The organism is Amycolatopsis sp. H20-H5 (assembly GCF_035828755.1).
GTDB lineage: Bacteria > Actinomycetota > Actinomycetes > Mycobacteriales > Pseudonocardiaceae > Amycolatopsis.
Genome location: NZ_JAYMZS010000026.1, coordinates 62,520 through 89,423 on the forward strand (window position 1 = coordinate 62,520; position 26,904 = coordinate 89,423).

The 26,904-nt window shown below is 69.7% G+C and carries 24 protein-coding genes and 1 pseudogene; 14 read left to right on the forward strand and 11 right to left on the reverse strand.

Annotation, left to right across the window (positions count from 1 at the left end):
- The 7 genes and pseudogenes from QMK34_RS17050 to QMK34_RS17080 form a co-directional block, all read left to right on the forward strand.
- Positions 1-1,686 (forward strand): type I polyketide synthase (locus QMK34_RS17050; protein WP_326414988.1); only part of this gene is annotated, 1,686 nt, incomplete at its 5' end.
- 59 nt (positions 1,687-1,745) lie between these two features.
- Positions 1,746-5,834 (forward strand): annotated as a pseudogene (locus QMK34_RS17055) (type I polyketide synthase); the annotation flags it as partial.
- Positions 5,834-7,180 carry a crotonyl-CoA carboxylase/reductase gene (gene ccrA, locus QMK34_RS17060; protein ID WP_326414990.1) on the forward strand — a complete coding sequence of 449 codons (1,347 nt, stop codon included), beginning with the start codon at positions 5,834-5,836 and terminating at the stop codon, positions 7,178-7,180. The pseudogene QMK34_RS17055 and the gene ccrA, both read left to right, overlap by 1 nt.
- A complete protein-coding gene (locus tag QMK34_RS17065) occupies positions 7,177-8,187 on the forward strand; it encodes a 3-oxoacyl-ACP synthase III family protein (protein WP_326414992.1) in 1,011 nt (336 codons plus the stop codon). The genes ccrA and QMK34_RS17065 overlap by 4 nt, the downstream gene beginning before the upstream one ends.
- Positions 8,184-8,780 carry a 3-hydroxyacyl-CoA dehydrogenase NAD-binding domain-containing protein gene (locus QMK34_RS17070; RefSeq protein WP_326414993.1) on the forward strand — a complete coding sequence of 199 codons (597 nt, stop codon included), beginning with the start codon at positions 8,184-8,186 and terminating at the stop codon, positions 8,778-8,780. Before QMK34_RS17065 ends, QMK34_RS17070 begins: the two co-directional genes overlap by 4 nt.
- Before the next feature lie 8 nt (positions 8,781-8,788).
- Positions 8,789-9,346, forward strand: a complete 558-nt coding sequence (locus QMK34_RS17075; RefSeq protein ID WP_326415017.1) for a 3-hydroxyacyl-CoA dehydrogenase family protein — start codon at positions 8,789-8,791, stop codon at positions 9,344-9,346.
- A gap of 76 nt (positions 9,347-9,422) precedes the next feature.
- The gene (locus QMK34_RS17080) at positions 9,423-9,785 is read left to right on the forward strand and encodes a hypothetical protein (protein WP_326414994.1); all 363 of its coding nucleotides are present in this window, start codon (positions 9,423-9,425) and stop codon (positions 9,783-9,785) included.
- 145 nt (positions 9,786-9,930) lie between these two features.
- Here QMK34_RS17080 and QMK34_RS17085 read toward each other — a convergent pair whose 3' ends face one another.
- The 3 genes from QMK34_RS17085 to QMK34_RS17095 are packed head-to-tail and all read right to left on the reverse strand — an operon-like array spanning position 9,931 to position 12,600.
- On the reverse strand, positions 9,931-11,127 hold the full coding sequence (locus tag QMK34_RS17085; RefSeq protein WP_326414995.1) for a cytochrome P450: 1,197 nt from the start codon (positions 11,125-11,127) through the stop codon (positions 9,931-9,933).
- Between the two features lie 26 nt (positions 11,128-11,153).
- On the reverse strand, positions 11,154-11,408 hold the full coding sequence (locus QMK34_RS17090) for a hypothetical protein (protein ID WP_326414997.1): 255 nt from the start codon (positions 11,406-11,408) through the stop codon (positions 11,154-11,156).
- A 10-nt stretch (positions 11,409-11,418) separates the two neighbouring features.
- Positions 11,419-12,600 (reverse strand): LLM class flavin-dependent oxidoreductase, encoded by a 1,182-nt coding sequence (locus QMK34_RS17095; RefSeq protein ID WP_326414998.1) that lies wholly within the window; start codon positions 12,598-12,600, stop codon positions 11,419-11,421.
- A 390-nt stretch (positions 12,601-12,990) separates the two neighbouring features.
- Here QMK34_RS17095 and QMK34_RS17100 point away from each other — a divergent pair, with 390 nt between their 5' ends.
- Together QMK34_RS17100 and QMK34_RS17105 are read left to right on the forward strand one after the other, a co-directional pair.
- Positions 12,991-13,824 (forward strand): SDR family oxidoreductase, encoded by an 834-nt coding sequence (locus tag QMK34_RS17100; protein ID WP_326415000.1) that lies wholly within the window; start codon positions 12,991-12,993, stop codon positions 13,822-13,824.
- Between the two features lie 493 nt (positions 13,825-14,317).
- On the forward strand, positions 14,318-14,647 hold the full coding sequence (locus QMK34_RS17105; protein ID WP_326415002.1) for a hypothetical protein: 330 nt from the start codon (positions 14,318-14,320) through the stop codon (positions 14,645-14,647).
- A gap of 529 nt (positions 14,648-15,176) precedes the next feature.
- Here QMK34_RS17105 and QMK34_RS17110 read toward each other — a convergent pair.
- Genes QMK34_RS17110 through QMK34_RS17125 form a run of 4 tightly spaced genes read right to left on the reverse strand, consistent with a single transcriptional unit; the run spans position 15,177 to position 18,450 of the window.
- Positions 15,177-15,896, reverse strand: coding sequence for a hypothetical protein (locus QMK34_RS17110; RefSeq protein ID WP_326415003.1), 720 nt, complete (start codon positions 15,894-15,896; stop codon positions 15,177-15,179).
- Complete coding sequence (locus tag QMK34_RS17115) at positions 15,854-16,465, reverse strand: hydantoinase/oxoprolinase family protein (RefSeq protein WP_326415004.1); 612 nt, start codon at positions 16,463-16,465, stop codon at positions 15,854-15,856. The genes QMK34_RS17110 and QMK34_RS17115 overlap by 43 nt, the downstream gene beginning before the upstream one ends.
- Positions 16,462-17,301 carry a hydantoinase/oxoprolinase N-terminal domain-containing protein gene (locus QMK34_RS17120; RefSeq protein ID WP_326415005.1) on the reverse strand — a complete coding sequence of 280 codons (840 nt, stop codon included), beginning with the start codon at positions 17,299-17,301 and terminating at the stop codon, positions 16,462-16,464. The genes QMK34_RS17115 and QMK34_RS17120 overlap by 4 nt, the downstream gene beginning before the upstream one ends.
- A 36-nt stretch (positions 17,302-17,337) precedes the next feature.
- Positions 17,338-18,450, reverse strand: a complete 1,113-nt coding sequence (locus QMK34_RS17125) for an FAD-dependent oxidoreductase (RefSeq protein WP_326415006.1) — start codon at positions 18,448-18,450, stop codon at positions 17,338-17,340.
- 362 nt (positions 18,451-18,812) lie between these two features.
- Between QMK34_RS17125 and QMK34_RS17130 the strand changes: the two genes are divergently transcribed.
- Entirely contained in the window at positions 18,813-19,985 is a 1,173-nt protein-coding gene (locus QMK34_RS17130; RefSeq protein ID WP_326415007.1) for an HNH endonuclease signature motif containing protein, read from the forward strand.
- 311 nt (positions 19,986-20,296) lie between these two features.
- Here QMK34_RS17130 and QMK34_RS17135 read toward each other — a convergent pair whose 3' ends face one another.
- Both QMK34_RS17135 and QMK34_RS17140 read right to left on the reverse strand, forming a co-directional pair.
- Positions 20,297-21,595 carry an MFS transporter gene (locus QMK34_RS17135; RefSeq protein WP_326415008.1) on the reverse strand — a complete coding sequence of 433 codons (1,299 nt, stop codon included), beginning with the start codon at positions 21,593-21,595 and terminating at the stop codon, positions 20,297-20,299.
- Between the two features lie 142 nt (positions 21,596-21,737).
- Positions 21,738-22,052, reverse strand: coding sequence for a hypothetical protein (locus tag QMK34_RS17140; protein WP_326415009.1), 315 nt, complete (start codon positions 22,050-22,052; stop codon positions 21,738-21,740).
- A gap of 497 nt (positions 22,053-22,549) precedes the next feature.
- Here QMK34_RS17140 and QMK34_RS17145 point away from each other — a divergent pair, with 497 nt between their 5' ends.
- Positions 22,550-23,692, forward strand: a complete 1,143-nt coding sequence (locus tag QMK34_RS17145) for a N(5)-(carboxyethyl)ornithine synthase (RefSeq protein ID WP_326415010.1) — start codon at positions 22,550-22,552, stop codon at positions 23,690-23,692.
- On the opposite strand, the gene QMK34_RS17150 is transcribed toward QMK34_RS17145, so the two are convergent.
- Complete coding sequence (locus QMK34_RS17150; RefSeq protein ID WP_326415018.1) at positions 23,689-23,967, reverse strand: alpha/beta hydrolase; 279 nt, start codon at positions 23,965-23,967, stop codon at positions 23,689-23,691. The genes QMK34_RS17145 and QMK34_RS17150 overlap by 4 nt on opposite strands.
- Entirely contained in the window at positions 23,913-24,401 is a 489-nt protein-coding gene (locus tag QMK34_RS17155; RefSeq protein ID WP_326415012.1) for an alpha/beta hydrolase, read from the reverse strand. Before QMK34_RS17155 ends, QMK34_RS17150 begins: the two co-directional genes overlap by 55 nt.
- On the opposite strand from QMK34_RS17155, the gene QMK34_RS17160 reads away from it, so the two are divergent.
- The 3 genes from QMK34_RS17160 to QMK34_RS17170 form a co-directional block, all read left to right on the forward strand.
- The gene (locus QMK34_RS17160; protein WP_326415013.1) at positions 24,384-24,788 is read left to right on the forward strand and encodes a hypothetical protein; all 405 of its coding nucleotides are present in this window, start codon (positions 24,384-24,386) and stop codon (positions 24,786-24,788) included. The genes QMK34_RS17155 and QMK34_RS17160 overlap by 18 nt on opposite strands.
- 339 nt (positions 24,789-25,127) lie before the next feature.
- Positions 25,128-26,297 carry an acyl-CoA dehydrogenase family protein gene (locus QMK34_RS17165; protein WP_326415014.1) on the forward strand — a complete coding sequence of 390 codons (1,170 nt, stop codon included), beginning with the start codon at positions 25,128-25,130 and terminating at the stop codon, positions 26,295-26,297.
- Positions 26,294-26,904: LLM class F420-dependent oxidoreductase (locus QMK34_RS17170; protein WP_326415015.1), on the forward strand; the 611-nt coding region annotated here is incomplete at its 3' end. The genes QMK34_RS17165 and QMK34_RS17170, both read left to right, overlap by 4 nt.

Genomic DNA, 26,904 nt, shown 5'->3' on the forward strand with positions numbered 1-26,904 from the left:
CTGCCACAAGGGCTCGCGGGCACGGTGGTGCTCACCCAGGCCCTGCTCGACGCCGAACTCGGCGTCCCGCTCTGGGCGGTGACCCGGGGCGCGGTGGCGGCCGGTCCCCAGGACCGCATCGGCTCGCCCACCCAGGCGCTGGTCTGGGGTTTCGGGCGGGTCGCCGGCCTCGAACACCCCCGGCTCTGGGGTGGCCTGATCGACCTGCCGGAGACGGTGGACGACCACGCGATCGCCGAACTGGCCGGTGTGCTCGCGAGCAGTGGCGAGAACGAGGTCGCCGTACGAGCGAAGGCCGTCCTGGCCCGCCGTCTGGTCAGGGCGACGATGCCCGAGCAGGAGCCGGCCCACTGGCGGCCGAGCGGTACTGTGCTCGTGACGGGTGGCACGGGTGGCCTCGGTGCCGAGATGGCCCGCTGGCTCGCCGACCGCGGTGCCGAACACCTGGTGCTCGCCAGCCGCAGCGGCGCCGATGCGGCCGGTGCGGAGCACTTGGTCGAGGAACTGGCCGCCAAGGGCGTCTCAGTCTCGGTGATGGCCTGCGACGTCACGGACCGGGCCGCCGTGGTCGAACTACTGGCCTCCGTTCCCGCCGAGCGCCCGCTGACCGCGCTCGTGCACGCCGCCGCCAGTCTCGATGGCGGGCCGATCGCCGACATGACGCCGGCCGAGTTCGGCGACATCATGGCGGCCAAGGTGCTCGGCGCGGCACACCTCGACGAGCTGCTCGACCACGACAGCATCCAGACGGTGCTGCTGTTCGGCTCCATCTCGGCGACCTGGGGCGTCGGCAACCAGTCCGCGTATGCGGCTGCCAACGCCTACCTCGATGCCTTGGCCCGGGAGCGGCACGACCGCGGTGGCCACACCGTCTCGGTGGCGTGGGGCCCGTGGGAAGCCGGCATGCTGACCCACGACACGGAGATGGCCAACTCGCTGCGCCGTGGCGGTCTGCCACTGCTGCCGGTGGACTCCGGACTGGCGACCCTGGACCGGATCCTCGCCGAGGACGAGCCGTGCCCAGTGGTGGCAAGAATCGAATGGGCCCGGTTCCATCCCCGATTCACCTCGCTGAGGCCCAGCCCCCTGCTGGCCGACCTGCCGGAGGTGCGCGCGCTGTCGACGGCGGAGTCCCCGATCTCGGCCACCCGCGGCGCGGCCCTGATCGAGAAGCTCACCGCGCTGCCCGAGGAGGATCGGGAACCGGCGGTGCTCGACCTGATCTGCTCGCACGTCGCGGTCGTGCTCGGCTACGACTCTGCGGAGCAGGTCGATCGCAAGCGGGCTTTCAAGGACGTCGGCTTCGACTCGTTGATCGCCGTCCAGCTGCGCAACCGGCTCAACGCGGCAACCGGGTTGCGGCTGCCGGTGACGCTCGTGTTCGACTACCCGAATCCGACGAGCCTCGCCTCGTTCCTGCGCTCCGAGGTGGCCACCAGTGTGCCGTCACCGACGGACGCGGCACTCGCCGAGTTCGACCGGCTGGAGGCGTCGCTGTCCTCGATACCGTCCGAGGACACGGAAGTACGCGACGTGCTCGTCAGCCGGGCGCGAGAACTGCTCAGCCGACTCTCGGGCACGGCACCGGCCGCGAACGCCGAGGGCGACGTGGCGACGCTGACAGCGGCCTCCGATGACGAACTGTTCAGCTTCATCAACACGCAGCTCGGCCGCCAGGACGAGTGATCCGCGCACCCGCGGCGAACGTGCTGTTGCGTCGGTGAGAGGTCGAGGAGCAGATGGACAACGAGGACAAGTTACGGCGCTACCTGAAGTTGGTCACAGCAGACCTAGTGGAGGCCCGCAAGCGGTCGGAGGAGCTCGAGCGGCGGGCCGTCGAGCCGATCGCGATCGTCGGCATGGCCTGCCGCTATCCGGGCGGCGTGCGCTCACCAGAAGATCTCTGGGAGCTGGCGGTCACCGGGCGGGACGCGATCACCCCGTTCCCGCGTGATCGGGGTTGGGACCTCGATTCGCTCTACCACCCCGACCCGGAACGCCCGGGCACCAGCTACACCCAGCAGGGCGGCTTCCTGGCCGACGTCGCGGACTTCGACGCGCAGTTCTGGGGCATCTCGCCCCGCGAGGCCATCGCGATGGACCCACAGCAGCGACTGCTGCTGGAGACGTCGTGGCAAGCCCTCGAAAAGGCTCGAATCGATCCGCACTCGCTGCACGGCAGCGAGACTGGGGTGTTCGTGGGCCCGAGTGTGACCGACTATGCCGCCCTGCTGGCGCGCTACCCGACCGGGTTCGAGGGGCTCCTGCTTAGCGGCCTGGCCGGGGCCATCATTTCGGGCAGGCTTTCCTACCTCCTGGGGCTGGAGGGGCCGGCGGTGACCGTCGACACCGGTTGTTCCTCGTCGCTCACCGCCCTGCACCTCGCGGCGGGCGCGCTGCGCGCCGGAGACTGCTCACTCGCCCTGGTCGGTGGCGTTTCCGTGCTGGTCACGCCAGGCTCGTTCGTCGAGTTCAGCATCCAACGCGGGCTTGCCCCGGACGGCCGGTGCAAGTCCTTCGGCGATGCCGCGGACGGTACGTCCTGGGCCGAGGGCGTCGGCATGGTGGTGATCGAGCGGCTTTCCGACGCCCACCGCCACCGGCACCCGGTCCTGGCGGTGCTGCGCGGCTCGGCGATCAACCAGGACGGGGCATCGAACGGGCTGACCGCACCGAGTGGGCCGTCCCAGCAGCGGGTGATCCGGCGTGCGCTGGCCGCGGCCGGGCTCACGTCCTCCGACGTCGACGCCGTCGAGGCGCACGGCACCGGCACGACGCTGGGCGACCCGATCGAGGCCCAGGCGCTGCTGGCCACGTACGGGCGTGACAGGCGGCCTGGTCGTCCGCTGTTCCTGGGCTCGCTGAAGTCCAACCTGGGCCACAGCCAGTCCGCCGCCGGAGTCGGCGGTCTGATCAAGACGGTGATGTCGCTGCGGCACGGCATGTTGGCACCCACGCTGCACGCGGAACCGCCGTCCACCGAGGTCGACTGGACGGCCGGCGACATCGAACTCTTGCAGGAGTCGCGGTCATGGCCGGAGACGGAGGACCGGCCCCGGCGGGCGGCCGTTTCCGCCTTCGGCATCGGCGGCACCAACGCGCACGTCATTCTCGAGGCGGTGCCCGAAGAGGACGCCGGACGGGAAGGCGACGGCGTCGCGCACCGCACGCTCGCGGCCGTTCCCTGGTTGGTCTCGGGCCGCACCGCGGCCGCGATGCGCGCCCAGGCCGCGCGGCTGGCCGCCTTCCTGACGAACCGGGCCGAACCGGCCGACCCCACCGACGTCGGGTATTCACTGGCCACCACTCGCGCCGCCCTGGAGAACCGCGGTGTCGTCGTGGCCGCCGATCGAGACGGCCTGCTCGGCGGGCTCAGCGCACTCGCCGCGGGCACACCGGATGCCGCGGTCACGACGGGCGCCACTGTGCGCGGGCGGCTTGCCTTCCTGTTCACCGGCCAGGGGGCGCAGAAGCTGGGCATGGGCCGCGAGTTGTACGCCGAGCACCCCGTCTTCGCCGAGGCGTTCGACGCTGTCTGCGCGCACCTGGATGGTCCGATCGGCCGTTCGCTGCGTGAGCTGACCTTCGCCGAGGACGACCCGCTGAGCCTGCTCGACCGCACCGGATTCGCCCAGCCGGCCCTTTTCGCTGTGGAAAGCGCCCTGTTCCGGCTCGTCGAGTCGTGGGGCGTCCGCCCGGACTTCGTCGCGGGGCATTCCATCGGCGAGGTCACTGCCGCGCACGTGGCCGGGATCCTGTCGCTCCAGGACGCTTGCGCGTTGGTCGCCACCCGGGCACGGCTGATGCAGGGCATGTCGCCCGGCGGCGCGATGGTCGCGGTACGGGCGGCCGAGGAAGACATCCTGCCGATGCTGGATCAGCTGGCCGGGCTCGTGTCCGTCGCCGCTGTGAACGGTCCCACCTCGGTGGTGCTCTCCGGCGAGAAGAAGACGCTCACCACACTGATGGAGAGATTGGCCGACAAGGGTATCCACTCGCGCGAACTGCGGGTGAGCCACGCTTTCCATTCACCACGGATCGACCCGATAGTGGCCGACTTCCGGTCGGCGATCGAGGGCATATCGTACGCCGCGCCGCGCATCCCGATCGTGCCGCTCGCACCGGGCGATGCGGACCGGGGCGAGCGGATGCGTTCGGCGGACTACTGGGTCGCCCAGGCCCGGGCGGCGGTGCGGTTCCACGACGGCGTGGTGCGCCTGAGCGAGGCCGGTGTCACCAGCTTCCTGGAGCTCGGGCCGGGCGGGGTCCTCGCCGCCCTCGGCCAGGACTGCCTGCCGCCGGCCGGTCCGGACGTACCAGCGCGGGTCTTCGTGCCGACGCTGCGCAAGGGCCGGGCCGAGCCGGCCGCGCTGCTGGACGCGGTGGCTGCCCTCTTCGTCCGCGGTGTGCCGGTCGACTGGCGCGCGGTCTACGCGGGCACCGGCGCCACCCAGCGTGACCTGCCCACGTACGCCTTTCAGCGCCGCCGCTACTGGCTGGTGGATCACCTACCGGCGGGCGCGAGCTTGCTGGCCAACCAGGGCGTCGTCGGCGGGAAGGGCGCCCCGCCGCTGGACGCCGTGCTGGCCGAGGCGATCCCGGAGATGTCCTCCGTACGTGGCAGGTTGGCCGATCGCCCGCGCCAGGAGTGGGCGGAGATCCTGCTCGCCGAGGTGCGTAACCAGGCGGCGCAGCTGATGGGCTACGACGCGCTCGAGGACGTGGACGCCCAGCGGGGCTTTGCCGAGTTGGGCTTCGACTCGCTGACCGCGGCCTGGATGACCGAGCGACTGGGGGCCGTCACCGGCCTGGAACTGTCCCGGACTCTGGTGATCGACTGGCCGACGCCGTACGCGGTCGCCACACACCTGGCCGACCGCTTCGCCGCGCTCGACGACCTCGAACCACCCCCGGCCGCCCCCGCCGCCACACCGGCGGGTCCGTCGCCGGCGGGCGAGGGCCTGGCGGCGCCACCCGCGACCGAACCGCTGCCGGCGCTGTTCGCCCAGGCCTGCGCACAGGGCCAGGTGCAGGACGGGTTGGAACTGTTGGCCGTCGCCGCCCGGCTGCGTGTGGGTACCGGCTCGCCGCCGATACGGGAACCAGTCAGTTTCTCCCAGGGGCTTGCGGGCCCGACTCTGGTCTGTATCCCGTCCGTGGTCGCGCCCTGCAATGTCTACCAATACGCGCGGATGGCCGGCGCGCTGCGCACGACGCACAACATGGCCGTGCTGCCGTTGACGGGCTACGCCGACCACGAGGCCCTTCCCCCGACCCGAACCGACCTGGTGGCCGCGGTCGCCGAGGCGGTCCGCGGCAGTGTGACCGGACCATACGTCCTCGTCGGCTACTCCTCCGGCGGCTGGATCGCGCACGCGGCAGCCGCCCGGCTCAAGGATCTGAACACCGCACCGGAGTCACTCGTGCTGCTGGACAGCCACCTGCCCGGCAGCACAGGTTTGGCCGAGATCCAGTTCGACCTGCTCGGCGACGCGTACGCCGAATGGACCGCGACGCAACCACTGCGCGGCGCCGAACTGACCGCGATGGCACACCACCTACAGCTGTTCACCGACTGGGCACCCACCGAAATCAGCGGCATCTCGACACTGCTGCTGCGCGCCACCGAACGGATGGGCGGCCAGCCCCGCACAGGCGAGCACTGGCAGGCCCACTGGGGTCCCGGCCACGACGCCATCGACGTGCCCGGCACGCACCTGAGCATGGTCGACGAACACGCCGCGAGCACCGCGTCAGCAATCGTCGGCTGGCTGGCTCGACGGCCTGAGCACTTTCGCCCTCCGGCGACGGATATGAGTTCTTGGGAGCGATGATGACGACACTGTCGGAGACCGTACTCGGCGGCGGGACGCCCGAGGAGTTGCTGCGGGCGCCGGTCCCCGGGTCCTACCGGGCGGCGCACCTCAGCGTCGAGGACACCGACGTGTTCCTCGGCGTGCAGGACAAGGACGTGCGGAAGTCGCTGCGGGTCGGCGACGTGCCCATGCCCGAGCTGGCGCCGGACGAGGTGCTGATCGCGGCGATGGCCAGCGCGGTCAACTACAACACCGTCTGGTCGGCGATGTTCGAGCCACTGCCGACCTTCAAGTTCCTCAAGCAGTTCGCCCGCCAGGGCGGCTGGGCCGCGCGCCACGACCAGCCTTACCACGTGGTCGGCTCGGACTGCGCCGGCGTGGTCGTGCGGACCGGGTCGGGCGTGCGCCGCTGGAACGTCGGCGACCACGTGGTGGTCAGCCCGATCCAGGTGGACGACCAGGAGCCCGCCACCCACGGCGATGGCATGCTCGGCGAGGAGCAGCGCGCCTGGGGGTTCGAGACCAACTTCGGCGCCCTGGCCGACTACACGGTGGCACGGGCCAGCCAGCTGATCCCCAAGCCGGCCCACCTGAGCTGGGAGGAGGCCGCGGTCAACCCGCTGTGCGCGGGCACCGCCTACCGCATGCTGGTCGGCCGCAACGGCGCCCAGCTCAAACAGGGCGACGTGGTGCTGGTCTGGGGTGCGGCCGGCGGCCTCGGCGGCTACGCCGTGCAGTTCGCCAAGAATGGCGGCGCGACCCCGGTCGGCATCGTCAGCTCCCCCGAGAAGGCCGCCGCGGCCCGGGCCCTGGGCTGCGACATCGTCATCGACCGCACCGAGTTCGGGCTGCGCGGCGACCCCTCCGGCGACCCGGCCGAGGTGGTGGCCATCGGCAAGCGGCTGGGCTCGCTCATCCGCGAGCGGGCCGGCCGCGACCCCAACATCGTGTTCGAGCACGTCGGCCAGGCCACCTTCGGCGTCTCCCTGTTCGTGGCCGCCCGCGGCGGCGTGGTCGTCACCTGCGGGTCGAGCAGCGGCTACCAGCACGTCTACGACAACCGGTACCTGTGGATGCGGCTCAAGCGGGTCATCGGCAGCCACGCGGCCAACATGCAGGAGCAGTTCGAGTGCGGTGACCTCATCAGCTCCGGTCGGATCAGGTCCACGATGTCGGCGGTCTACCCGCTCACCGAGATCGGCGAGGCCGCCCGGCTCGTGCAGACCAACGGGCACCTCGGCAAGGTCGCCGTGCTGTGCCAGGCACCGCGGGCCGGACTCGGCGTCACCAACCCGGAACTGCGGGCGCGGCTCGGAGCCGACCAGCTCGCTCCGCTGATGAACCTCGCTGGAGGAACACAATGAGCACGCGCGCCGTCGGACTGTTAGGCACCGGGTCGTACCTGCCGGAGCGGGTGGTGACCAACGAGGAGGTCGCCGCCATGACGCCGGACGCCACCGCCGAGTGGATCCTGCGCAAGACCGCCATCAGCACCCGCCGCTGGGCCGCCAAAAACGAAGCTACCTCGGATCTCGCCGCCGTCGCCGCCCGAGCCGCCCTGGAGCACGCGGGCTTGTCGGTCGACCGCGTCGACTACCTGATCGTGTCGACGTCCACCGGCGACTTCCCCCAGCCGCCCACCGCCAGCCTCGTGCAGCAGCTGATCGGCGCCCAGAACGCGGCGTGCCTGGACATCAACACCGTCTGCGCCGGCTTCGTCTACGGCCTGGAGCTGGCCCGCAGCCTGGTCGCCACCCACCCCGGCGCCCGTGCGCTGGTCGTGGCGGCCGACCTGTACTCGCGGATCCTGGACTTCGACGACCGGCGCACCTGCGTGCTGCTCGGCGACGGGGCCGGGGCGGCCGTGGTCGGCGAGGTGGCCGAAGGCTACGGCATCCTCGACATCGGCCTGGGGACCAACGGCGAGCACCAGGACCTGATCAAGGTCAACGCCGGCGGCAGCCGGGTCCCCACCTCGGCCCAGACCCTCGCCGACGGCGGCCACTTCTTCACCATGCAGGGCCGTGGCGTGCGGGACTTCGTCTTCGACAACGTGCCGCCGGCCATCGACAAGCTGCTGGCCTCGGTGTCGCTGAACGCCGACCAGGTCGACTTCTTCGTGCCGCACCAGGCCAACGGCGTGCTGCTGGACGAGCTGGTGGTCCGTTGTGGACTGACCGGGGCGCACACCGCCAAGACCGTGGAGCAGTACGGCAACGTCGGTAGCGCCTCGGTTCCGGTGGCCTTGGACCACCTCGTCAAGTCCGGCCAGGTCCAGCCGGACGACCTGCTCGTGCTGTCGGCCTTCGGTGGCGGCATGTCCATGGGCAACTGCTTGATCCGCTGGTCCGAGGCCGGGGGTGCGCGATGAGCGTGGAGCGTGTCGGTGTCATCGGCTGCGGGGCCATGGGCGGCGGCTTCGCCGAGGTGTGCGCCCTGGCCGGGCTGCCCGTGCAGGTCGTCGTGCGCAACGCCGACGCCGTGCGCCGGGGCCGGGAGCGGCTGACCGGGTCGCTGGAACGCCTGGTGCGCAAGGAGAAGATCAGTCCCGCGGACCGTGACGAGGCCATCGCCCGGCTCACCTTTTCCGAGGAGCTCAAGGACCTGCGCGCCTGCCAGTTCATCCTGGAGTCCGTCGCCGAGGACCTGGCCGTCAAGCGGCGCCTCTTCGAGGAGCTCGACGCCGTCGTGGCCGAGCCCGGGGCCGTGCTCGCCTCCAACACCTCGTCCATCCCGATCATGAAGCTGGCCATGGTCACCGGAAATCCCGGCCGAGTCGTCGGCGTGCACCTGTTCAACCCGGTGCCGGTCATGAGCCTGGTCGAGGTCACCCCGTCACTGCGCACCAGCAAGCAGACCCTGACCACCACCAGCTCCTTCGTCACCGACGTGCTCGGCAAACAGGTCGTGCTGTCCACCTACCGCCCGGCTTCGTGGTCAACTCCCAGCTCATCCCCTACCTGATCCCCGCCGTGCGCATACTGGAGTCCGGCGTCGCCTCCGCCGCCGACATCAACCGCGCCATGGTCCTCGGCTGCGGCCACCCGCTCGGGCCCCTGGGCCTCATTGACCTGATCGGCCCGATCGGCCTGGACATCATCGCCTCGGTCGGCCAGTCGACGTACGAGGAGCTCAAGGACCCCCAGTACGCGCCCCCCCACCCTGCTGCCGCGCATGATCGAGGGCGGCTTCCTGCGCCGCAAAAGCGGCCAGGGCTTCCACGACTACTCCCCCGCCGCCCCTCGAAACGCCACGGCTGCCACTGCACCCCGGTCGGCCGAACACCCGGTCACAATGCGCTCGGCCAGCGCTTCACTGGCCTCCGCGGCCGGGCAGGTGGGCCGACCTCGGCCAATACATCCTTCTCGGCGCCAACGACGTCGTGTTCGGCGGACCGCGGCATGCCGGCTTCTTGCGGTCAGCATTCGCAACGGCCGGGCTGCGGCGCGCCGACGAGATCACCGACACCCTGCCCCGGCGGCCCTGGCAACGGCTCTCGGCCAGGCCAGGAACAAAGGCAGCGCTGTTAAGACTGGGCCCGGATCAAGCCACCCCGATCCCACCGGCGCTCTCGATCCGGGCGATGAGCAGTGCTGGTGGCTACTGGTGCGACGCCACCGGCACACCGGGGAGTTGGCGTTCTATCGCTGCTATTCCCCCGAGATCGTGCCGCGGCGCAAGATGGTCGGTGTCGTCGGCAGGCGCTGGACGATCGAAGAGCCCTTTCAAGCCGGGAAGGGTCTACCGGGCTTGACGAACACCAGGTTCGGCGCTGAACCTCACTGGCAGCGCTGGACGCTGCTCGCGATGCTCGCCCACGCCCTGCTCGCCGCCGGTGAGCACACCGAACAGCCCGCTGCGGACGGGCTGATCGCGCTGACCTGCAACGAGATCCGCCGACTCTTCGCGATCTTCGTCATCGAACCCGCCCGCCACCGAGCCTGCCCCCAGGCCCGGTCACGCTGGTGACGACGCCACCAACACCACGCCAAGATCAGCCACTACCAACGCCAGGAAGCCACCCTCGCAGGCACATAACGATCTACGGCTGGAGTACCAGAAGCAGGTGCACCTCGCCAACCAATCAGACAGGTTGCCGCTCTCTGAGGATCAATCATGCCGCTTTGATCGGGACCCCCTGAAGACCGCGCAGCGTGAAGTTGGAGCCAAATTCGATATCGCCCGCGAACTCGTACTCTGGCAACTTGTCCAACAGCCGATTCAACCAAATCCTCATTTCCATCCGAGCCATATGAATTCCCAGGCAAACGTGAGGCCCAAAACCAAAGCCAATATGTGCCTTACGGGGACGGAAAATGTTGAAGGAGTGCGGGTTGTCCCAACGAGCGGGATCGCGATTCGCGCAACCCAGAAGAGCCATGACCGCGGAACCTTCGGGGATCGTAAAACCTTCGACCTGCGACTCGTCGCTACATGCATAGCGTAAAACCGTCTGCGAGAGAGTCATCCAGCGGTGGACCTCCTCGAGTGCAGCCGGAACAAGCGACCTGTCGGAGACCAGCGCGCGACGTTGGTCAGGGTGGCGTCCCAGCGCATACAAGGCCAGCGCCATCATCTGTGCCGTACTCTCATTCGCCGCAACTGTGAACATCGCCCCATTTGCCATTATTTCCCGATCAGGCATAGACGGCGCGAAATCGTCGAGCACCATCTGGGCCACAAACGTTCCATCAGGCACCCCCAGCGCACGGTACTTTTCGATGAGGCCGCCGATGTGCGAGTTCAAAGCAGCCGCCGCCGCAGCGCCCTCAGCGAAAATCTCTTGACCTCTCGGAGTCGAGTCCAGCCTTGCGCCAAGAACCTCCGCCGTTGCGTCACTCCAGGTGATAAAGTCTTTATGCACGTCCTCTTCGACGCCCAGCAATTGGGCAGTGACAATAGTGGGTATAATCCGCGTCATCTCCGCGAGAGCGTCAAGAGATTCGCCGGATCGAAGGCGTTCGGCGAATTGATCCACGTACACGTTCACAATTTGCTGTATTCGCGCCGCCCAGTCGGCCTCGACAGCTTTGCGCTCAAATCCTGGCGCCCAGATTTCGCGGACCGTCTGATGCCGGGGACCATCCATGCCAAGAAAAGTCGGTCCACCGAATGCCTTCTCCATCTCCGGGAGCACGTTTGCAGAGTTGAAATGGCGGATGTCACCAAGCACTCGAACGCAGTTGTGATGTGACGTAATCATATACTGATCGTGACGAGAGTTATATACAACCGGCCCTAAAGCTCGCCATACATCCATAGTCTCATAGGGGTCCTGCGCGAAGTCGGGATCAAGCATGTTGAAGTCCACGGAGGGACATTCCGCCACTGCAGAGTTCATTGCACGTCCTCTCCCTGGTCGGGATCGATATCACCGGGCGTCATTGCGGCCAAAACGTGTTCAGCGGGAACGTTGTAGCGGTGGGCATCAAGAGTATGTAGCTGGGACAGGCGGATGAGCTCATCTTTGTCAGTCGCCTCGATGAGACCTCCGCACATCGGGCAGCTCACTTCAAGGCCAGCGTCCATGGCCGCACCTCTCCTGTTTGACTGACCCTGGCCGCGTTCGTCGACCACGGACAGGCGTGTCACGACGGCACGGTCAGGACCCCCCGGCCACCTCGTCGGCGTACTTGCGGTTCATATGCTCGACCGCCGCGCCGGCTGCGATGCTCGCCTCCTCGCGCCGCGCGAGAATCCGGGCCCGGGCATCACGGGACGACTGGGCGTGGGTCTTCCCCGGTCCCTGGAAGTGCGGGGCAACCTGACGGGCGACGAACTCCCACGAGCGCCACGTCGCCCTCGGGTCGGCCCAGTCGTGCGCCAGCAGCAGCACGGTGCCGAACCCGCCGGACTGGTCGATCATGCGCTGGATCTGGCGGCGGACGTCGTCGGCCGTGCCGATCGCGCCCAGGCCCGATTCGTTGACGAACTCGATCAGCTCCCGCGTGCTGCCGCTGGGCAGCGCGAGCCCTGGCACGGCCGCGTTCTCGTGCAGGTGCCCTAACCAGTCCTGCAGCCCGAACTCGACGTCGCGGTATGCCTGCTCTCGAGTCTCAGCGACGTGCACTTCGGTGACCAGCCGCCAGGTCGCGCGGTCGGGCGCCGGCCGTCCCGCGTGGGCGGCGCGCTCGGTGGCGATCCCCCAGTGGTACGCCAGCGCGTCGAATCCGTCCTGGCTCATAGTCGCCCCGAGCGAGATCAGGCTCACACCGCGGCTGCCGGCCAGGCGCGCGCCGGTCGGCGACGACGTTGCGGCCACCGCGATCTCGAAGCACGGCTCGGTGAACGGGCGCAGCTGCAGCGTCGCGTCGACCAGCGTGTGGCTCCCGACCGTCGTGGTGACGGACTCACCGGCCAGCAGCCGCTGGATGACGTCGAGATGGGTCTCGAGGAGCTCGCGGCTCTCGGTGGGGGTCATGCCGATCATGGCGGCGTCGGCGGGCAGGGAGCCGGGACCGACCCCGAACATCACCCGCCCCTGCGTGAGGTGATCGAGCATCACCATCCGGTCGGCCACCCACAGCGGATGGTGGTACGGGAGCGAGGTCATGCCGGTCCCGAGGCGGATCCGGGTGGTGCGCTCCGCGGCCGCCGCGATGAAGATCTCGGGCGAGGCGATGATGTCCCGGCCGGTCGAGTGGTGCTCCCCGATCCACGCCTCGTCGAAGCCAAGCTGGTCGAGATGCGCCATCAGGTCCAGGTCGTGGCGCAGCCACCACGTCGGGCTCTCCCCTAGCGGGTGGATCGGGGGCAGAAACGCACCGAAACGCAAACTAGTCACGCCAGTACCACGAAGAACTCGACGCCGGGGGTTCGCGCGAGCGACCCTCCCGCCGCGACCGGTCGACGAACTGGCAGCTCATTCAGCTCCGGCGACGGATGGAAGATTGATGGCGCGGGCGGAAAAGGAATCAGGAATGGCGCGTGGTCGGCATTAGCCATGGATTTACCTCCGGCGAGCTAGCTGCGGCCCAAGGTAGACCATCTTCGACTCGGTAAGCACCCCCCTAATTTTTACCCGGCATCTCTGGGGTTTTTACACAGCATCTCTGGGGTCTCGATACGCGTGAAACTGAAGCCGAGACTGTGAATACGTGGTGGGATGGGCGCCAGCGAGCGGACCACGGTCCGGGAGCGAGCACCGATGCCTGCAGAAGGAGACGTTTCCGTCATGGCGACATGGTTCATCACCGGAGCCGCCCGAGGGCTGGGCGCTGAGATAGCCCGGCACGCCCTGGAGGCGGGACACGACGTCGCCGTCGGCGCCCGGCGTGTCGACGCGTTGCCCGACGACTTGCGCGGCGCCAAGCGATGCCATCCGGTCACTCTCGACGTCACCGACCAGGCCCAGATCGACCGTGCCGTCGCGCAGATCGTCGACCGGTTCGCCACGATCGACGTGCTGGTCAACAACGCGGGTCGCGTGCTGGTGGGTGCACTGGAGGAGATCACTGACGCCGAGGCCAGGTCGCTGTTCGACGTCAACGTCTTCGGTTTGATCAATGTGACGCGAGCGGTCCTGCCGACTATGCGTGCCGCCGGCAACGGCAAGATCGTGCACATCGGCTCCCGGGCGGGGTTCGAGGGCGAGCCCGGGGTGAGCATGTACAGCGCCTCGAAGTTCGCGGTCGCCGGCATCAGCGAAGCCCTCGCCGCTGAGCTGGGTCCGCTCGGGATCCAGAGCATGGTCGTCGAGCCCGGGGCGTTGCGTACCGACCTCTTCGACGCCAGCTCCCTGTCGGTCGCCGGGGCGCGGCTGGCGGCCTACGACGGCACCCCCGCCCACCACGTGCTCGACGGGATCGACGCGGCCAATCACGCCCAGCCCGGGGATCCGGTCAAGGGCGCGGCGCTGATCGTCGAGGTGACCGACGGCGAGACGCTGCCCTCGCACCTGCTGGTGGGCAGCGACGCTTACGAGCGTCTCGAGGTCAAGAACGCGATGGTCGCGGAGCACATCGCCCCCTGGCGCAGCAGGGCGCTGGCCACCGCGCACCGCGACTGAGCCTGCCCGTTTCGCATCGCGCGGCAGGGCCGGGCCCTGCCTCCGCCCACGGCGCGAACGTCCCCCGGCCGTGCCGCCCACGTCGGTCCGGTCACCCCACCGAGCCCCCAGGCCCTCCCTTCTACCCGCCCGCCGCACTCTCCGACCGTGTCGCCGTCGTCACCGGGCCTGAGAACGCGTCTGAGAACTGACGTAGCAGCCGCCGCTCGAAGCCTCGAGCACCTGTCCTTCGAAGCCGCCTACCCTCCACAAAGGACGAAAAAGCGGCCCATTCGCCCGTTTCATACCGCCACGACCGTTTCATGCGTGCCCCTGAAGGCCACCATGACAGCGTTAAACGCCGTGAAGGCTCCCATCAGGGCACACAGCAAACCTGGGGTGACGACCGAAGGAGACTTTCCCTCGACTCAACCTTGCAAAAGTCCCCTTCACCAGAACAGACCGCGTGAAAGTCCCCGTCAGTGACGCGGCCCTAGGCGCCAAACTGGACGACATGACATCAGTTTCCGGACGCCCTCTCAAGCAGTATCGGCGCGCCACCACCGCCAAGCGGCTCGCAAGTCTCGGCACCGCAGTGGCGCTGCTCTTCCGCCGCGCCGAACATCTCGACGAGATCGTCCACGACATCACCGTGGCCGGTGGCACCGCGATCGCCGTTCCCGTCGACGTCACCGACGCGAGCACCTTGATGTCCGGGGCTCCTGCGCGACATCGAATGCCTCCGGGGGCGAGGACGTCGCGGAGCCATCGCGTTCGTCGCCGCGCTACCGCGCCACGTACCAACGTCGAGACCACGATCCTGCCCACTGCCCAGACAGTCTGAACGGGCATGACGGTCGGCGGCCGTCGCGCACAGGGACACCGAGGAACCGGAAGGACGACCACTGATGGCCCGCACCCACGGAGCCGACGAGCTCGCCCGGCTCGCCGGCGTGAGCGTCGACTAGTACACGCGCCTCGAGCAGGGAGACGCCGGGTGAGTTCACGTCCGGCCGGGCCGTGCAACCGGTGGTGAGCGGTCTCGTGGGCGACCGCCGCCGCGCGCAGGGCGTCCGGCGGCACCGTCCAGCCTTTCCGCGCGAACACTTCGGCGGCGCGGGACAGCCCGTGGGTGTAGACGATCACCGTGTGCCGCCGGACGTCGTACTCCGCCAGGGTCAGCACCCCGTCTCGGACACCGCCGTCACGCTCGACGACGTCCGGTGGCTCCTCGGAGTCGGGCTCCGCGGCGAGTTCGTCGCCGAACCCGAGCGCGGTCACCGCCCAGCCCCGCAGCTGGGCGTCGGACCGGTTCTCGTGCGTCGGTGCCGCTCGCAACAGCTCGACAGCGAGGTCGACGTCGTCGTGGGTCTTCATCGGGTCTCCAAGATGGCCACGACCGGCTCGCTCTTGGGCCGGGTGCCGACCTCGGTCCGGATCAGCGCGATCAGCTGGTCGGGGTCGAGCACTCCGGACAGGTCGGCGATCTTGGGCCCGACCAGCAGCCGGACCGCTGGTGCCCGCGAACCGCCGTCGCCGAAACTCGTGTGCTCGCCGACCGCGCCGGAGAGCGCGGCCACCGCCTCGCCCGCGGTAACGACCCGGAGGTACGCGTCCGCGCTGTGCAGCCGGAGCACGCCCTCGTCGTCGATCACCCGCAGGCTCAGCCGTGGTGGCTTCCACCTGCTCAGCCCTCGTCCCCGGATCCGCGCGCCGAGCACGTGGTGATGCCCGGTGCGGGCGAGCTCGGCGACGTCGGCAGGCGAAACGCCCAGCGACCGCGCCACCTCGGCGGTCATCAGCGCGCTGTCGGCCTTCGCGGAGCGGTCCTTTGTCCGCAGCTCGGTCGAGCCCGTGGCGACCGCGCGCACGAGGTTGCGCTGCGGATCGACCGTGACGTCGACTTCGACCCCCGCCGTGGCCGCGCCCTGCGCGACGACGGCCGCCTCGGCTTCCGCCCGCACGGCCAGTACCTCGGCGTGCGAAGGATTCGGGACGATCCGTTCGACCGACTCCCGCACCAGCGCCAGCGCGGCCCCGAGCGGGCTGATCACCTCGCTGTGCGCGGCGATCCGCCAGTCCAGTGTGGACACTTCGCCCAGGTACGGGGTGACGGCGGCCGCTCCCCCGCCGCCCCGACGAGCGCGAGGGTGTTCCGCTCCAGCCGATAGGCGTCGATCAGCTGGTCGACCACCTCCCGGACCGGACGCACCGCCAGCTCCAGCACCGCCTTGGCGGTGTCCACGACGGACACGTTCAGCAAGCGGGCGAGCAGCGCGAGTGCCGCATTCGCCGCGTCCGGATCGCTGCGGGCATAGCTGCCCGCCGGGACGACACCGGCCGCGTTCGCCGCGCACGTCACGGTGATCGCGTAGCGGCTGCCGTCGGCTGCCTGCAGCGCGAGGTAGTCGGCCGGATCTTCCGCGCGGGGCGCGATGCTCACCAGTTCCGCGCCCTCAAGTGCCGCCGTGTCGGCGAAACACGCGTACGGCAGGCCCGCGATGTGCGCGCTGCGCGGCCCGACGCCGATCAGTTCGGCACCGGCGGCCCGGATCAGCGAACCGCCGCCGATCCCGACCGTGCGCACGTCCAGCGACGGGAGGTACGTCTCCCGACCCGCCAGCCGCGCGTACCGCACCTGCACCCGGCCGCGCCGGATCACGCTGATGTCGGTCGAGGTGCGCCGGTTTCGAGGAAGATCCCCTCGCTCAGTCTCTCGCTCATTAGCGCGCCCGCCACTCCGGCCGCGGGGCCGGACAACGCGGTCAGCAGCGGCCGGGCACGCATCTCGGGCAGCGCCATCACGCCGCCGTCGCCACGCATCACCATCAGCGGGGCGGTGATGCCCGCGGCGGCGACACTGCGCTCGACGAGATCCGCGGTCTCCACCATGCGCGGCATGATCCCGGCGTTGAGCACCGCGGTCCTGGCCCGCTTGGCGAGGCCGTACAGGCCGGTGATCTCGTGCGTAGCCGTCGCGAGCAAGCCCGGTGACCGCGCATCCTCGGCGACCACGCGTTCACCGGCCGGATCGTCCACGCTGAACGGCTCCACAGCTGCCACGACCTCGGCGCCTTCGGCCCGGAGCCGGTCGACGGCTTCCTTGACCGCGACCGCGTCACCCGGGTCACTCACTGCGGCGTAGCGGATCGGCAGGGTGCGACCCGGAGCGAGTTCCAGCTTCGCCAGCGCGCGGAGCCGCCGGGTGGCGAAGGCGTCGAACCCACGGCCGATCCCCGCGATGCCCACCACCGCGACGTCGCCCTCGAGCAGTGCGTTGGTCGCCTGCGTGGTGCCGTGCGCGAGGAACGACACGTCGTCCGCGCCGATCCCCGCGTCCGCCCGGAGTTTTCCCAGTGCCTCGAGGATCCCGTGCGCCACCCCGTCGGGATGGCCGTGGCTGATCGGCACCTTGGCCTGGGCCAGCAGGTCGAACGTCTCGGCGTCGACCGCCACCGCGTCGGTGAAGGTGCCACCCACGTCGATGCCGATGCGCACCCGTCTCGGTCCATGCGTCATTGCAGTCCCTTGTGGTCAGTAGCCCTGGACCTCTGGCCAGCGGCGTTCGACGCCTGCCTGGTCGAGCTGGGCGGCGAACTCGTCGAAGAGCTTTTCGTCCGCGCGCACCGCGTGCGGCGTGACACCGCGGCGAAGCGCGAACCCGGCGAGCATCCCGGCGACCTCGCCGATGTTCCATTCCACCGGGTGCAACCGGAAACAGCCGTTGGTGAGATGCGTGGTGCCGACGTTCTTGGCCGCGGGCAACAGGTTCGTCACCCGGATCGGCAGCAGCGCGCCGAGCGGGATCTCGAACGGCACGCTCGCGACATCGATGTAGCCGTCACCGGCGGTGGACGGGTGCAGGTCGATCCGGTAGCTCCCGATGCCCACCGAATCGTGCCGCGACACCCGGCCCGCGACGCCCAGTACGTCGACCGAGACGTCGTGCTCGGTGACCGTCGTGATCGCCCGGATACGCCGCGACTCCCGCACGTAGGCCGCTTTCGCCAGCCCGTCCCGGCTGCCCGTGACGTCGTGACGCAGCCGCAGCCCGGGGAACCCGGTGCCGCCGTCGGTCCTCGGCGCTTCGGTCTGCAGCCAGTACAGCAGCGACAGCGAGAGCCGCTTGGCCTCGTAGTGCGCCCGCTCGACCCCGGCCGCGTCCACGTGGCCGTCGATCTCTAGCGCGGGCCGGAGCCAGTAATCGTTGAGCGGCCAATTGACCAGGGTGATGTCCGAGTCGAACGCGCCGGGATCGTGCAGGCCACGGGCGAGGATCCGGCGGAAGCCCCAGAGTTCCTTGTCCCCAGCGTCGGCGCTCTGGTCGGCGCTGACGTCCAGCGGGTCGGTGTCGGGGTTGGGCACGAAGGTGCGCTCGACGGGTTCCAGAGTGCGCGGGTCGGGCGCGAGGAAGCCGAGCAACGGACCCGGCCAGAACTCCGGGGTGTAGCTCCGCCAGAACTCGTACATCGCCGGGCGCTCGATGACGTGGTTCTCGCCCTCGTGATGGGAGAGCGCGAAACAGTAGGTGATGCCCTGCAGGTTCGCCGGGTCGGTTTCCTCCGGGGTATGCGGTTCGCCGTGTTCACCGCGGGCCTCGGCGCCGACGACGTAGAGGTGGGCAACGACTTCACCAAGCGGAACCACCTGGCATCTTCCACGCCCCGCTGCCGGGCGCGCCGGACGGCGGCCGTTGCGCCGCGCCGAGCTTCGGTACCGATGGCGGGCGGAAGTACATGATCTACGAGGCCGGGGCGCGGCTCGAAGGGTCCATCGCTATTGCTCGCGCCTAGAGCCGCTTTCAGGCGCGGCTTCGCCGTGGCGTGAGGGATCGGCGCTCCTGATCCCGGGTTGATCTGTGGTTGGCAGCGCCGATCCCCCACGCAGCAGATCCTGTTGCCCAGCTTGAGTTTGTGGTCTTGTATCTACAATGGACTGTGGACTGAAATCACCCGATCCGGTGGTCCCTATCGAACAAATGTTCGGGTCGATTCGGGTAGAATGAGGTCATGACCCAGACTCCTCCCCGTATCTACACTGTCGCTGATCTCGGTGCTGCCCGGCGCGCCAACTCCCAAGGTCAAGCGTTCGAGGTCACGGTCTTGGCGGGGGTGGTCGCTGGAGGTGGTTCGCGGCGGTCCGTCACTGCCGACGTCGCCCTCGAGCTGTCCATCACGCAATACCAAGCAGGCGCCGAAATCACCCGCGCCGTCGCTTTGACTACTCGGCTGCCGCAGACTTTCGCTGCCCTGCAAAGCGGAGACATCGACCTCTACAAGGCCTCCAAAGTCGTAGACCCCACCCTGATCCTGTCCGATGATCTCGCGGGGCAGGTCGACGAGGCAATGGCCACCCGGTTGGCGGGTAAGGATCCGAGTGGGATCCGGGCGGCGGTGAACCGGGTGATCCAGAAACTCGACCCCGACGGCTACCAGGACAGAGCCCAGGCACGAAGACGGGAACGACACGTCTCACTGACCCACGACGATCACACCATGGCCACCCTCTCCGCAGACCTCCCCGCCGAGCAGGCCAGCGCCATCTACGCCTCCATCAACCGCGAAGCGAAAGCACTCCGGCGTCAGGACAAGGAACGGACACTTGACCAGATCCGCGCCGACGTGTTCGCCCAACGACTCCTCCGCACCACCGACGGCGACGCCTCACCCCACGCCGACATCCACATCTACGTGGACCTGCTGGCGCTCGCAGGGCTGAACGAAGACCCCGCTGAGCTCGCCGGACACGGCGCCATTCCCGCGTGGCTCGCCCGGCAGATCGCGACCGAACCGAACTCCACCTGGAATCGGCTGATCACCGACCCCGATACCGGACAACTCCTGAGCGTCGGCCGCACCAAATATCGGCCACCGGCAGATCTCGACGGCTTCATCCGGGTGCGTGACCGGGAATGCCGCACCAACGGCTGCCACCGGCCATCACACTTCTGCGACATCGACCACGTACGCAGCCGAGCGTCGGGCGGGGAAACCTCTGACACCAACCTCACCGGGCAATGCCAAACACACAACCTGCTCAAAGAAGAACCGGGCTGGAACTACGCCACCACACCCGACGGAACCCTCACCATCACCACCCCCTCCGGCGGAATCCATGTCAGCCCACCACCCGCACTTCACGAATCCCGCACCAGTTCGATGGAGGATGCCCCACCGTTCTGACACTGACACAGATCCGACCATCACAGACCGCATCCGAGTCCACACAGGACACGAACCGGAACGTGACGCGAACGCCGCCGAGTGCGCCATGTTTACACCCGACCCGCTACGCCTGGGCCGCAAGGACCTCAGTGAGATATGCCAGCCGATCGAGTCGGTCAGCCAGACCCCGACGGGTCGACCTGGAGCCGTCCCGAGGTTTCCGGACAGTGGCTTTCAAGCGCGGCTTCGCCGTGGCCGGGGGGGGGGGTGAATCACTCACGCCATGCTCTGACTACCCGGCTGCCGGCACCAACCATCGAGGGTACGGCTCAGGTCGCCGCCCGCGGCCCCTTGGCGTCTTCCCGCGCCTGAGTCCGCGAGCCGCGCTGGGCGGGAATCTCGGAATCGTCGTGCTTGTCCTCGGCCGCGTCCGGCTGCGGGGATTTGGCCGCGCGCCAGACGAAGCCGCCTGCCAGCGCGAGGACCGAAGCCAGCGCACCCGCGGCGGCCACCGCACGCACCGGGCCGACACCCTCGGCGAGGACACCGGCGCTGACGATCGCCACGCCCTGCGAGGTGTAGAGGCAGGTGCTCAGCCTGCCCATCACCGTTCCGCGCCGGGCGTCGGGCACCACCGCCACGACCACCGCCTGCAACCGGATCAGGTAGAGCGTCGCAAACGCGCCCGAAGCCGCCCACAGCACCATGGGCCAGACGATCCCGGGCACCACCGCGCACGCGATCAACGGGACTCCCGCGAGCACCGCGGGCACGACCACCGTCCGGGGCCGCGTCGAAGTCCGGCCGCTGGTCCTGGTCGCCCACCAGGCCCCGAGCACACTGCCGACCGGGTCCGCGGCCATCAGCAGGCCGACGCCCAGCGAGGTCACGCCGACCGCGTTCGCGTAGGGCGCGGCGAGTCCTTCCGGCACCACGAACAGCCCGATCAGCGCGGCGAAGCCGAAGATCACCGCGAGCCGGAGGTCGAATCCTGTCCGCACCGGGGCCTCATCGCGCGCTGCCGCCGCTGCACGCGCCGCCGGGCGGGACCGCACCCCGGCCAGCACGAGTGCCGCGCTGGCCAGGAAGCTCGCGGCGTTGATCAGGATCGAACCGGTGGTGCCCAGCGCGGTGACCAGCAGCCCGCCCAGCCCGAAACCGGCGACCTGCGCGGTCTGCGTACCGATCTGGCGCAACGCCAGCCCGGCCTGGAAGTGACCTTCGGGCAGCACCTGCGGGAGCAGGGAAAGCTGCGCGGCCTTGAACGGCGCGGCGGCCATGGTCAGCAGGCCGACCAGCACCCAGAGGACCTCCAGCGGAAGCCCGGGGATCGCGATCGCGACCGCCAGCACCGCCCGCACCACGTCGGTCACCACGATCACGGCGCGCCGCGGGTACCGGTCCGCCAGCCCCGAAAGCAGGAGCCCACCCAGTACGGCGGGCACGAACGTGAGTGCGTAGGTCAGCGCGGTCAACGCCGCCGAGTGCGTCCGCGCGAACACCAGCAGGGCGAGTGCGACCCGGGCGATCTGATCACCGAAGACCGAAAGGATCTCCGCCGACCAAAGCGCCCGAAACTCCCCGGAACGCAACGCGACCCCGAAACCCGGCTTACCGACGTCCGTCATCGGCCCCCTCCGCCTGTCGAACCGATTCCCAAAGTAGGCCAGCCCGGTGTCGTTCCGGACAAGAACAGCGACAGTTCACCTCTTCGCGCCCGCACCACTACCCAAGGTGACTGCGGACCAGCAAATGCCGGGCACCAGCCGCTTACTCGGCGGTGAGTTCAGCGAGCTGCTCGGCGGCGGTGGTGTTGCCCTGGTCGGCGAGGCGGCGCAGTTCGGCCAGGTCGTCCTGCTCGGTGGCGAGTTCGATGAGCTGATCGGCCGCGGTGGCGTTGCCCGCGTCGGAGAGACGTCGCAGCTCGGCGAGGTCGCCGCGCTCGGTCGCGAGCTCGATGAGCAGGTCGGCGGCGTCGCTGCTGCCGTTGTCCGCGAAGCGCCGCAACCCGTCGACGTCGCCACGTTCCGCGGCGAGTTCGATCAGCTCGCCGATCGCGGCCGGTTCCTGATCGGCGTCGGTCATGATGGACAACCTCCTGAGGTTCGAGCCCAGGGCACGGGCGCGGTCCGGACTCTGATCCTGACAGATGGCCCGAGCGCGCAATCGACGCCTGGGCCGCGGGCGAGCGGATCAACTCGTCCCGCGCTCGTCCGGTGGTCCGGTCGCCACGACCTGGCCGACCTCCACGGCGACGTACTGGCCATCCGGCGTGTTGGGACGACGGATCTGCGCGGGAACGTCATCGACTCCGGGCAGCTTGGTGACGCACGGGTAGGCTCTACGGCGACGAAGGCACCTCGCATGTGAGCGATCAAGCTCGCGTCGTCCTCGTCGAAAAACCCACACCGGCAGTTTCTCGGCGGCCGGGGACGGGAGCACCGGCATGACGTCGGGCCCGCATTTCTTCTCCGCGCTCGCTGAATCCCCACGATTCCCCGCTGCCTGAGTCCCACGCCCGCCAGGGCTATAACCCATCGCGCCCGGACTTCGCGCACCGCCACCGACCACAAAGGACATTCGTGGAACAGCTCAGACTCGCCGTAATGGCGAGGTCCCGCAAGGAGAACGAACACCGCCTGCCGATCCACCCCCGCCACCTGCCGAGAATCGACGCGGCGCTGCGCTCGCGCATGTACCTGGAAAAGGGCTACGGCGAACGCTTCGGCTGCACCGACGAGAAGCTGGCCGAGTCCGTCGCCGGGGTCCGCACCCGCGAGGAGCTCATCGCGGACTGCGACGTCATCCTGCTGCCCAAACCCCAGCTGGAGGACGTCGCCGAGCTGCGGCCGGGACAGACCCTGTGGGGCTGGCCGCACTGCGTACAGGACGAGAAGCTCACGCAGCTCGCCATCGACAAGAAGCTCACGCTGATCGCGTTCGAGGCGATGAACCACTGGTCCGGCAACGGCGCGTTCAACCTGCACGTGTTCCACAAGAACAACGAGCTGGCCGGGTATTGCTCGGTGATGCACGCCTTGGAGACGATCGGCTCGACCGGCGTCTACGGCCGCCGCCTCACCGCCGCCGTCATCGGCTTCGGCGCGACGGCCCGCGGCGCGGTCACGGCGCTGAACGCGCACGGGGTGCACGACATCCACGTCCTGACCAACCGCGGCGTCACCGCCGTCGCCTCACCGATCCACTCCGCGCGAATCGTGCACTTCGACCACGACGACGAGGATCCCCGCCGCAGCCACGCGACAGCCGACGGCAAGCGGCTCCCGCTGGCGGACTTCCTCGCCGGGCACGACATCGTGGTCAACTGCGTCCTGCAGGACACCGACTCCCCGCTGACGTTCCTGCTGGAGTCGGACCTCCCGGCGTTCACGCCCGGCAGCCTCATCGTCGACGTCTCCTGCGACGAGGGCATGGGCTTCGACTGGGCGCGGCCCACGTCGTTCACGCAGCCGACGTTCGTGGTGGGCGACAACGTCACCTACTACGGCGTGGACCACAGCCCGTCGTTCCTGTGGAACTCGGCCACCTGGGAGATCAGCGAAGCGCTGCTGCCCTACCTGAAGAACGTGCTGGCCGGCCCCGAAGACTGGGAGAGCAACGAAACACTGCGCCGCGCCATCGAGATCAGGGACGGCGTCATCCGCAACCCCGCCATCCTGTCCTTCCAGGACCGGAAGCCGGAGTACCCGCACGCGCTGAACTAAGCGCCTGCCGCGTCGAGGCGGGCGGTGAGCCATCCGGCGATCCGCCCCCACGCGGCGCGTCCGGTACCGGGCGCGGAGTTGGTGAACCCGTGCGCGCACTCAGGCCAGACGTCGAGCTGCGCGAGGTTGCCCGCCGCCTGCCAGCGCGCCGCCATGAACTGCGAGTCGTCGAGCAGTGGGTCGGCGCCGCCGACGGTGAACAACGCGGGCGGCAGGCCGGTCAGGTCCGCATAGAGCGGCGAGACCGCGGGGTCGCGCTGCGCTTCCGCGTCCAGCCCGGGGAAGGTGTCAGCGCGGCGAAGTCACGGATCCAGTCCGCTGTGAGCACCAGGGTGTCGTTCGTCGCGGCGCGGCTGCTCGGGCTCCCCGAGCCGTCGTAGACCCCGAACACCAGGTTGGCCGCCACCACCCGGTCGATCAGGCCGTGCTCGCGCGGCCCGAGCAAGGTCCGCGCGGCGAGGTGGCCGCCCGCCGAGCTGCCGCCGACGAGCAGCCGATCGGTGCCGAACTCGGCGACCGCGTGCTCGGCGAGCCAGCGCGCGGCCGCGAGGCAGCCCTCGGCCCCGGCCGGTTGCGGGTGTTCCGGGGCGAGCCGGTAGCCGACGGCCACCACCGCGACCCCGCAGGTCCGGGCGATGAAGTCGTTGACCCAGTCGTCGTCGGCGGGCGCGCCGAGGCAGAACCCGCCGCCGTGGATGTCCAGCAGCACCGCCCGCACCGGCCCGCCGGGCCGGAACACCCGCGCGGGCAGCGCACCGGCCGGGCCGGGAATGTCCGGACCACCGGCGTGAGGCCGAGCTCGACCTCCGGGCTGTACACCGTCCGAACGGACCTCGGCGAGCTGAAGCACTACGAGTTCAACGCCCACCGGGTCGAACCCGACCAGCGATACGCCTCGCGCCCGGTGCTCGGCGACGGCCTGGAACCGGCGGCGGCGACCCGCGACCCCGAGCTGTATCACCGGCCCAGCACCGAGCCGGGCGCCAAACTCCCGCACGTCTGGCTGGTCGGCTCCCACGGCCGTCGAGTGTCCACACTGGACCTGGTCGGGCACGGGCGGTTCACCGTCCTCACCGGACTGTCCGGCCTGGACTGACGCGACGCGGCCGGGAAGGCGGCCGCGGAACTCGGCCTCGCCCTGCCCGTCCGGCCGGACGGCTACGTGGCGTGGCGTGGCGCCGTGCCACCACCGAGGCCCCAGCCCGCGCGACGAACCTCCTGCTCGCCGCACTACGCGCGATCCTCGACCTCACACCCCACTGACCACACACCGTCCAGTTGCCTCTGAAGGCCACCATGACAGCGTAAAACGCCGTGAAGGTGGCCTTCAGGGACCTTCCAGGCACTGGAAGCGCGGGCGTGACTTGACAGGCGAAGATGTCGGTAAGAATAGTGAACCGGTAAGCAGACTGAACCAACCGGCCAGGAGGTCCTCGTGCTTGACTCCGTCGTGGGTCGGACAGCCAGACAGGGCGAGTTCGAGACGCTCCACCGCGCGGCCCTCGATGGCGCCGAGCTTGCCAAGAGTGTCGCCGCCACCACCGAAGCACGTCGCTCGTTGCCGCCGGAGCTCGCCGGGTCGCTGACCAGGGCGGAGCTGTTCCGGTCGGGTGTGCCGAAGACGCTGGGCGGGCCCGAGGCGCCCCCGGCCGTCAGCCTCCAAACCGCCGAAACGGTCGCCAGTGGCGACGCGTCGGCCGGGTGGTGTGTGTCGATCGCGATCACCAGCAGCCTGCTTTCCGCCTACCTGCCCAGGAAAGGCGGCGAGGAGGTGTTCGGCGACCCGCTGACGGTCGCCGCCGGGGTCTGGGCTCCCCGCTGGCAGGGGAAGCGGGTCGACGGCGGGGTCGTCGTGTCCGGGCGGTGGGGATTCTGCAGCGGGATCCCGCACGCGGACTGGCTCTTCGCCGGGTTCGTCCTCGACACCGAAGCCGGGCCGGTGCTGCGATGCGCCGCGATTCCCAAGGCGGAGCTGGAAGTCCTCGACACCTGGCACACCGGCGGCCTGCGCGGCACCGGCAGTCACGACTGTGTCGCCACCGAGGTCTTCGTCCCGGACCACCGGGTGCTCTCGGTCATCGACGGGCCGCCGGAAGGCGCCGCCCCGTTGCACCGGTTCCCCGTGTTCGGCTACTTCGCGCTGTCCATCGCCGCCGCGGCGCTGGGCAACGCCAGGGGCGCGATCGACGACCTGGTCGACCTTGCCTCCGGCCGGAAAACGCTCGGCTCGAGCCGCTCGCTGGCCGAACGCTCGCAGACCCAGGCCGTCGTCGCGGAGTCTGAAGCCGCGCTGCGCGCCGCCCGCCTGCTGATGTACCAGTCCATCGACGAGGCGTGGGTCGCCGCGCAACGGGCGGAGCCGGTGCCGGAGGAGCTGCGGCTCGGGATCCGCCTGGCCGCGACGCACGTCGCGCGCACGGCCGCGAAGGTCACCGAGTCGATGTACGAGCTGGGCGGCGGTGCCGCGATCTACGAGACTTCCCCGCTGCAGCGCCGTTTCCGTGACGCGCACACCGCCACCGCGCACTTCCAGGTCAACGCCGCGAGCTTCGAACTACCCGGCAAACTCCTGCTCGGGGTGCCCGCCAGGACCGCGCAGCTGTGACCGGTCGCGAGCTCGGGGTCGTCACGCCGTTCTGGCTGGACCGTCCCGACAGCGAGGCGCTGGACATCGCGGTGGCCGCGGACCGCCACGGGTTCGCCACCCTGTGGATCGGCGAGATGGCGACCTTCGACGCGTTCGCGCTGGCCACGGCCGCCGGCCTGCGCACGAGCGAGATCGGCCTGCGCGTCGGCCCGCTCGCCGCCGGGGTGCGGAGCCCGGTCGGGCTCGCGCTGGGCCTGTCCTCGGTGGCCGGGCTGACCGGTCGCCGGGTCGACCTCGCGCTCGGCGGGTCCAGTCCGGCGATCGTGCGCGGCTGGCACGACCGGGCCTGGGGCAGCGCGGCGCCGCGGATGCGCGAGACCGTGCGCGCGGTACGTGGGATCCTCGACGGCGGCCGCGCGGACTTCGCCGGGGACCACGTCCGGACCCGGGGGTTCCGGCTCCGCCACCCGCTCCCCTCGACCTCGATCTCGGTGGCCGCGTTCGGTCCGGCGATGACCAGGGTCGCCGCCGAGGAGGCCGACGAGGTCGTGCTCAACCTGGTCACGCCCGAGCACGTCGCGCGGGTGCGCGAAGCGGTCGACGCCCACGCGCTCGCGGCCGGACG

Bases quoted from the DNA above. Each gene is read 5' to 3' on its own strand.
- ccrA (WP_326414990.1), top strand. From the start codon at position 5,834: ATGACGACACTGTCGGAGACCGTACTCGGCGGCGGGACGCCCGAGGAG.
- QMK34_RS17065 (WP_326414992.1), top strand. From the start codon at position 7,177: ATGAGCACGCGCGCCGTCGGACTGTTAGGCACCGGGTCGTACCTGCCG.
- QMK34_RS17070 (WP_326414993.1), top strand. From the start codon at position 8,184: ATGAGCGTGGAGCGTGTCGGTGTCATCGGCTGCGGGGCCATGGGCGGC.
- QMK34_RS17100 (WP_326415000.1), top strand. From the start codon at position 12,991: ATGGCGACATGGTTCATCACCGGAGCCGCCCGAGGGCTGGGCGCTGAG.
- QMK34_RS17105 (WP_326415002.1), top strand. From the start codon at position 14,318: ATGACATCAGTTTCCGGACGCCCTCTCAAGCAGTATCGGCGCGCCACC.
- QMK34_RS17130 (WP_326415007.1), top strand. From the start codon at position 18,813: ATGACCCAGACTCCTCCCCGTATCTACACTGTCGCTGATCTCGGTGCT.
- QMK34_RS17135 (WP_326415008.1), bottom strand. From the start codon at position 21,595: ATGACGGACGTCGGTAAGCCGGGTTTCGGGGTCGCGTTGCGTTCCGGG.
- QMK34_RS17140 (WP_326415009.1), bottom strand. From the start codon at position 22,052: ATGACCGACGCCGATCAGGAACCGGCCGCGATCGGCGAGCTGATCGAA.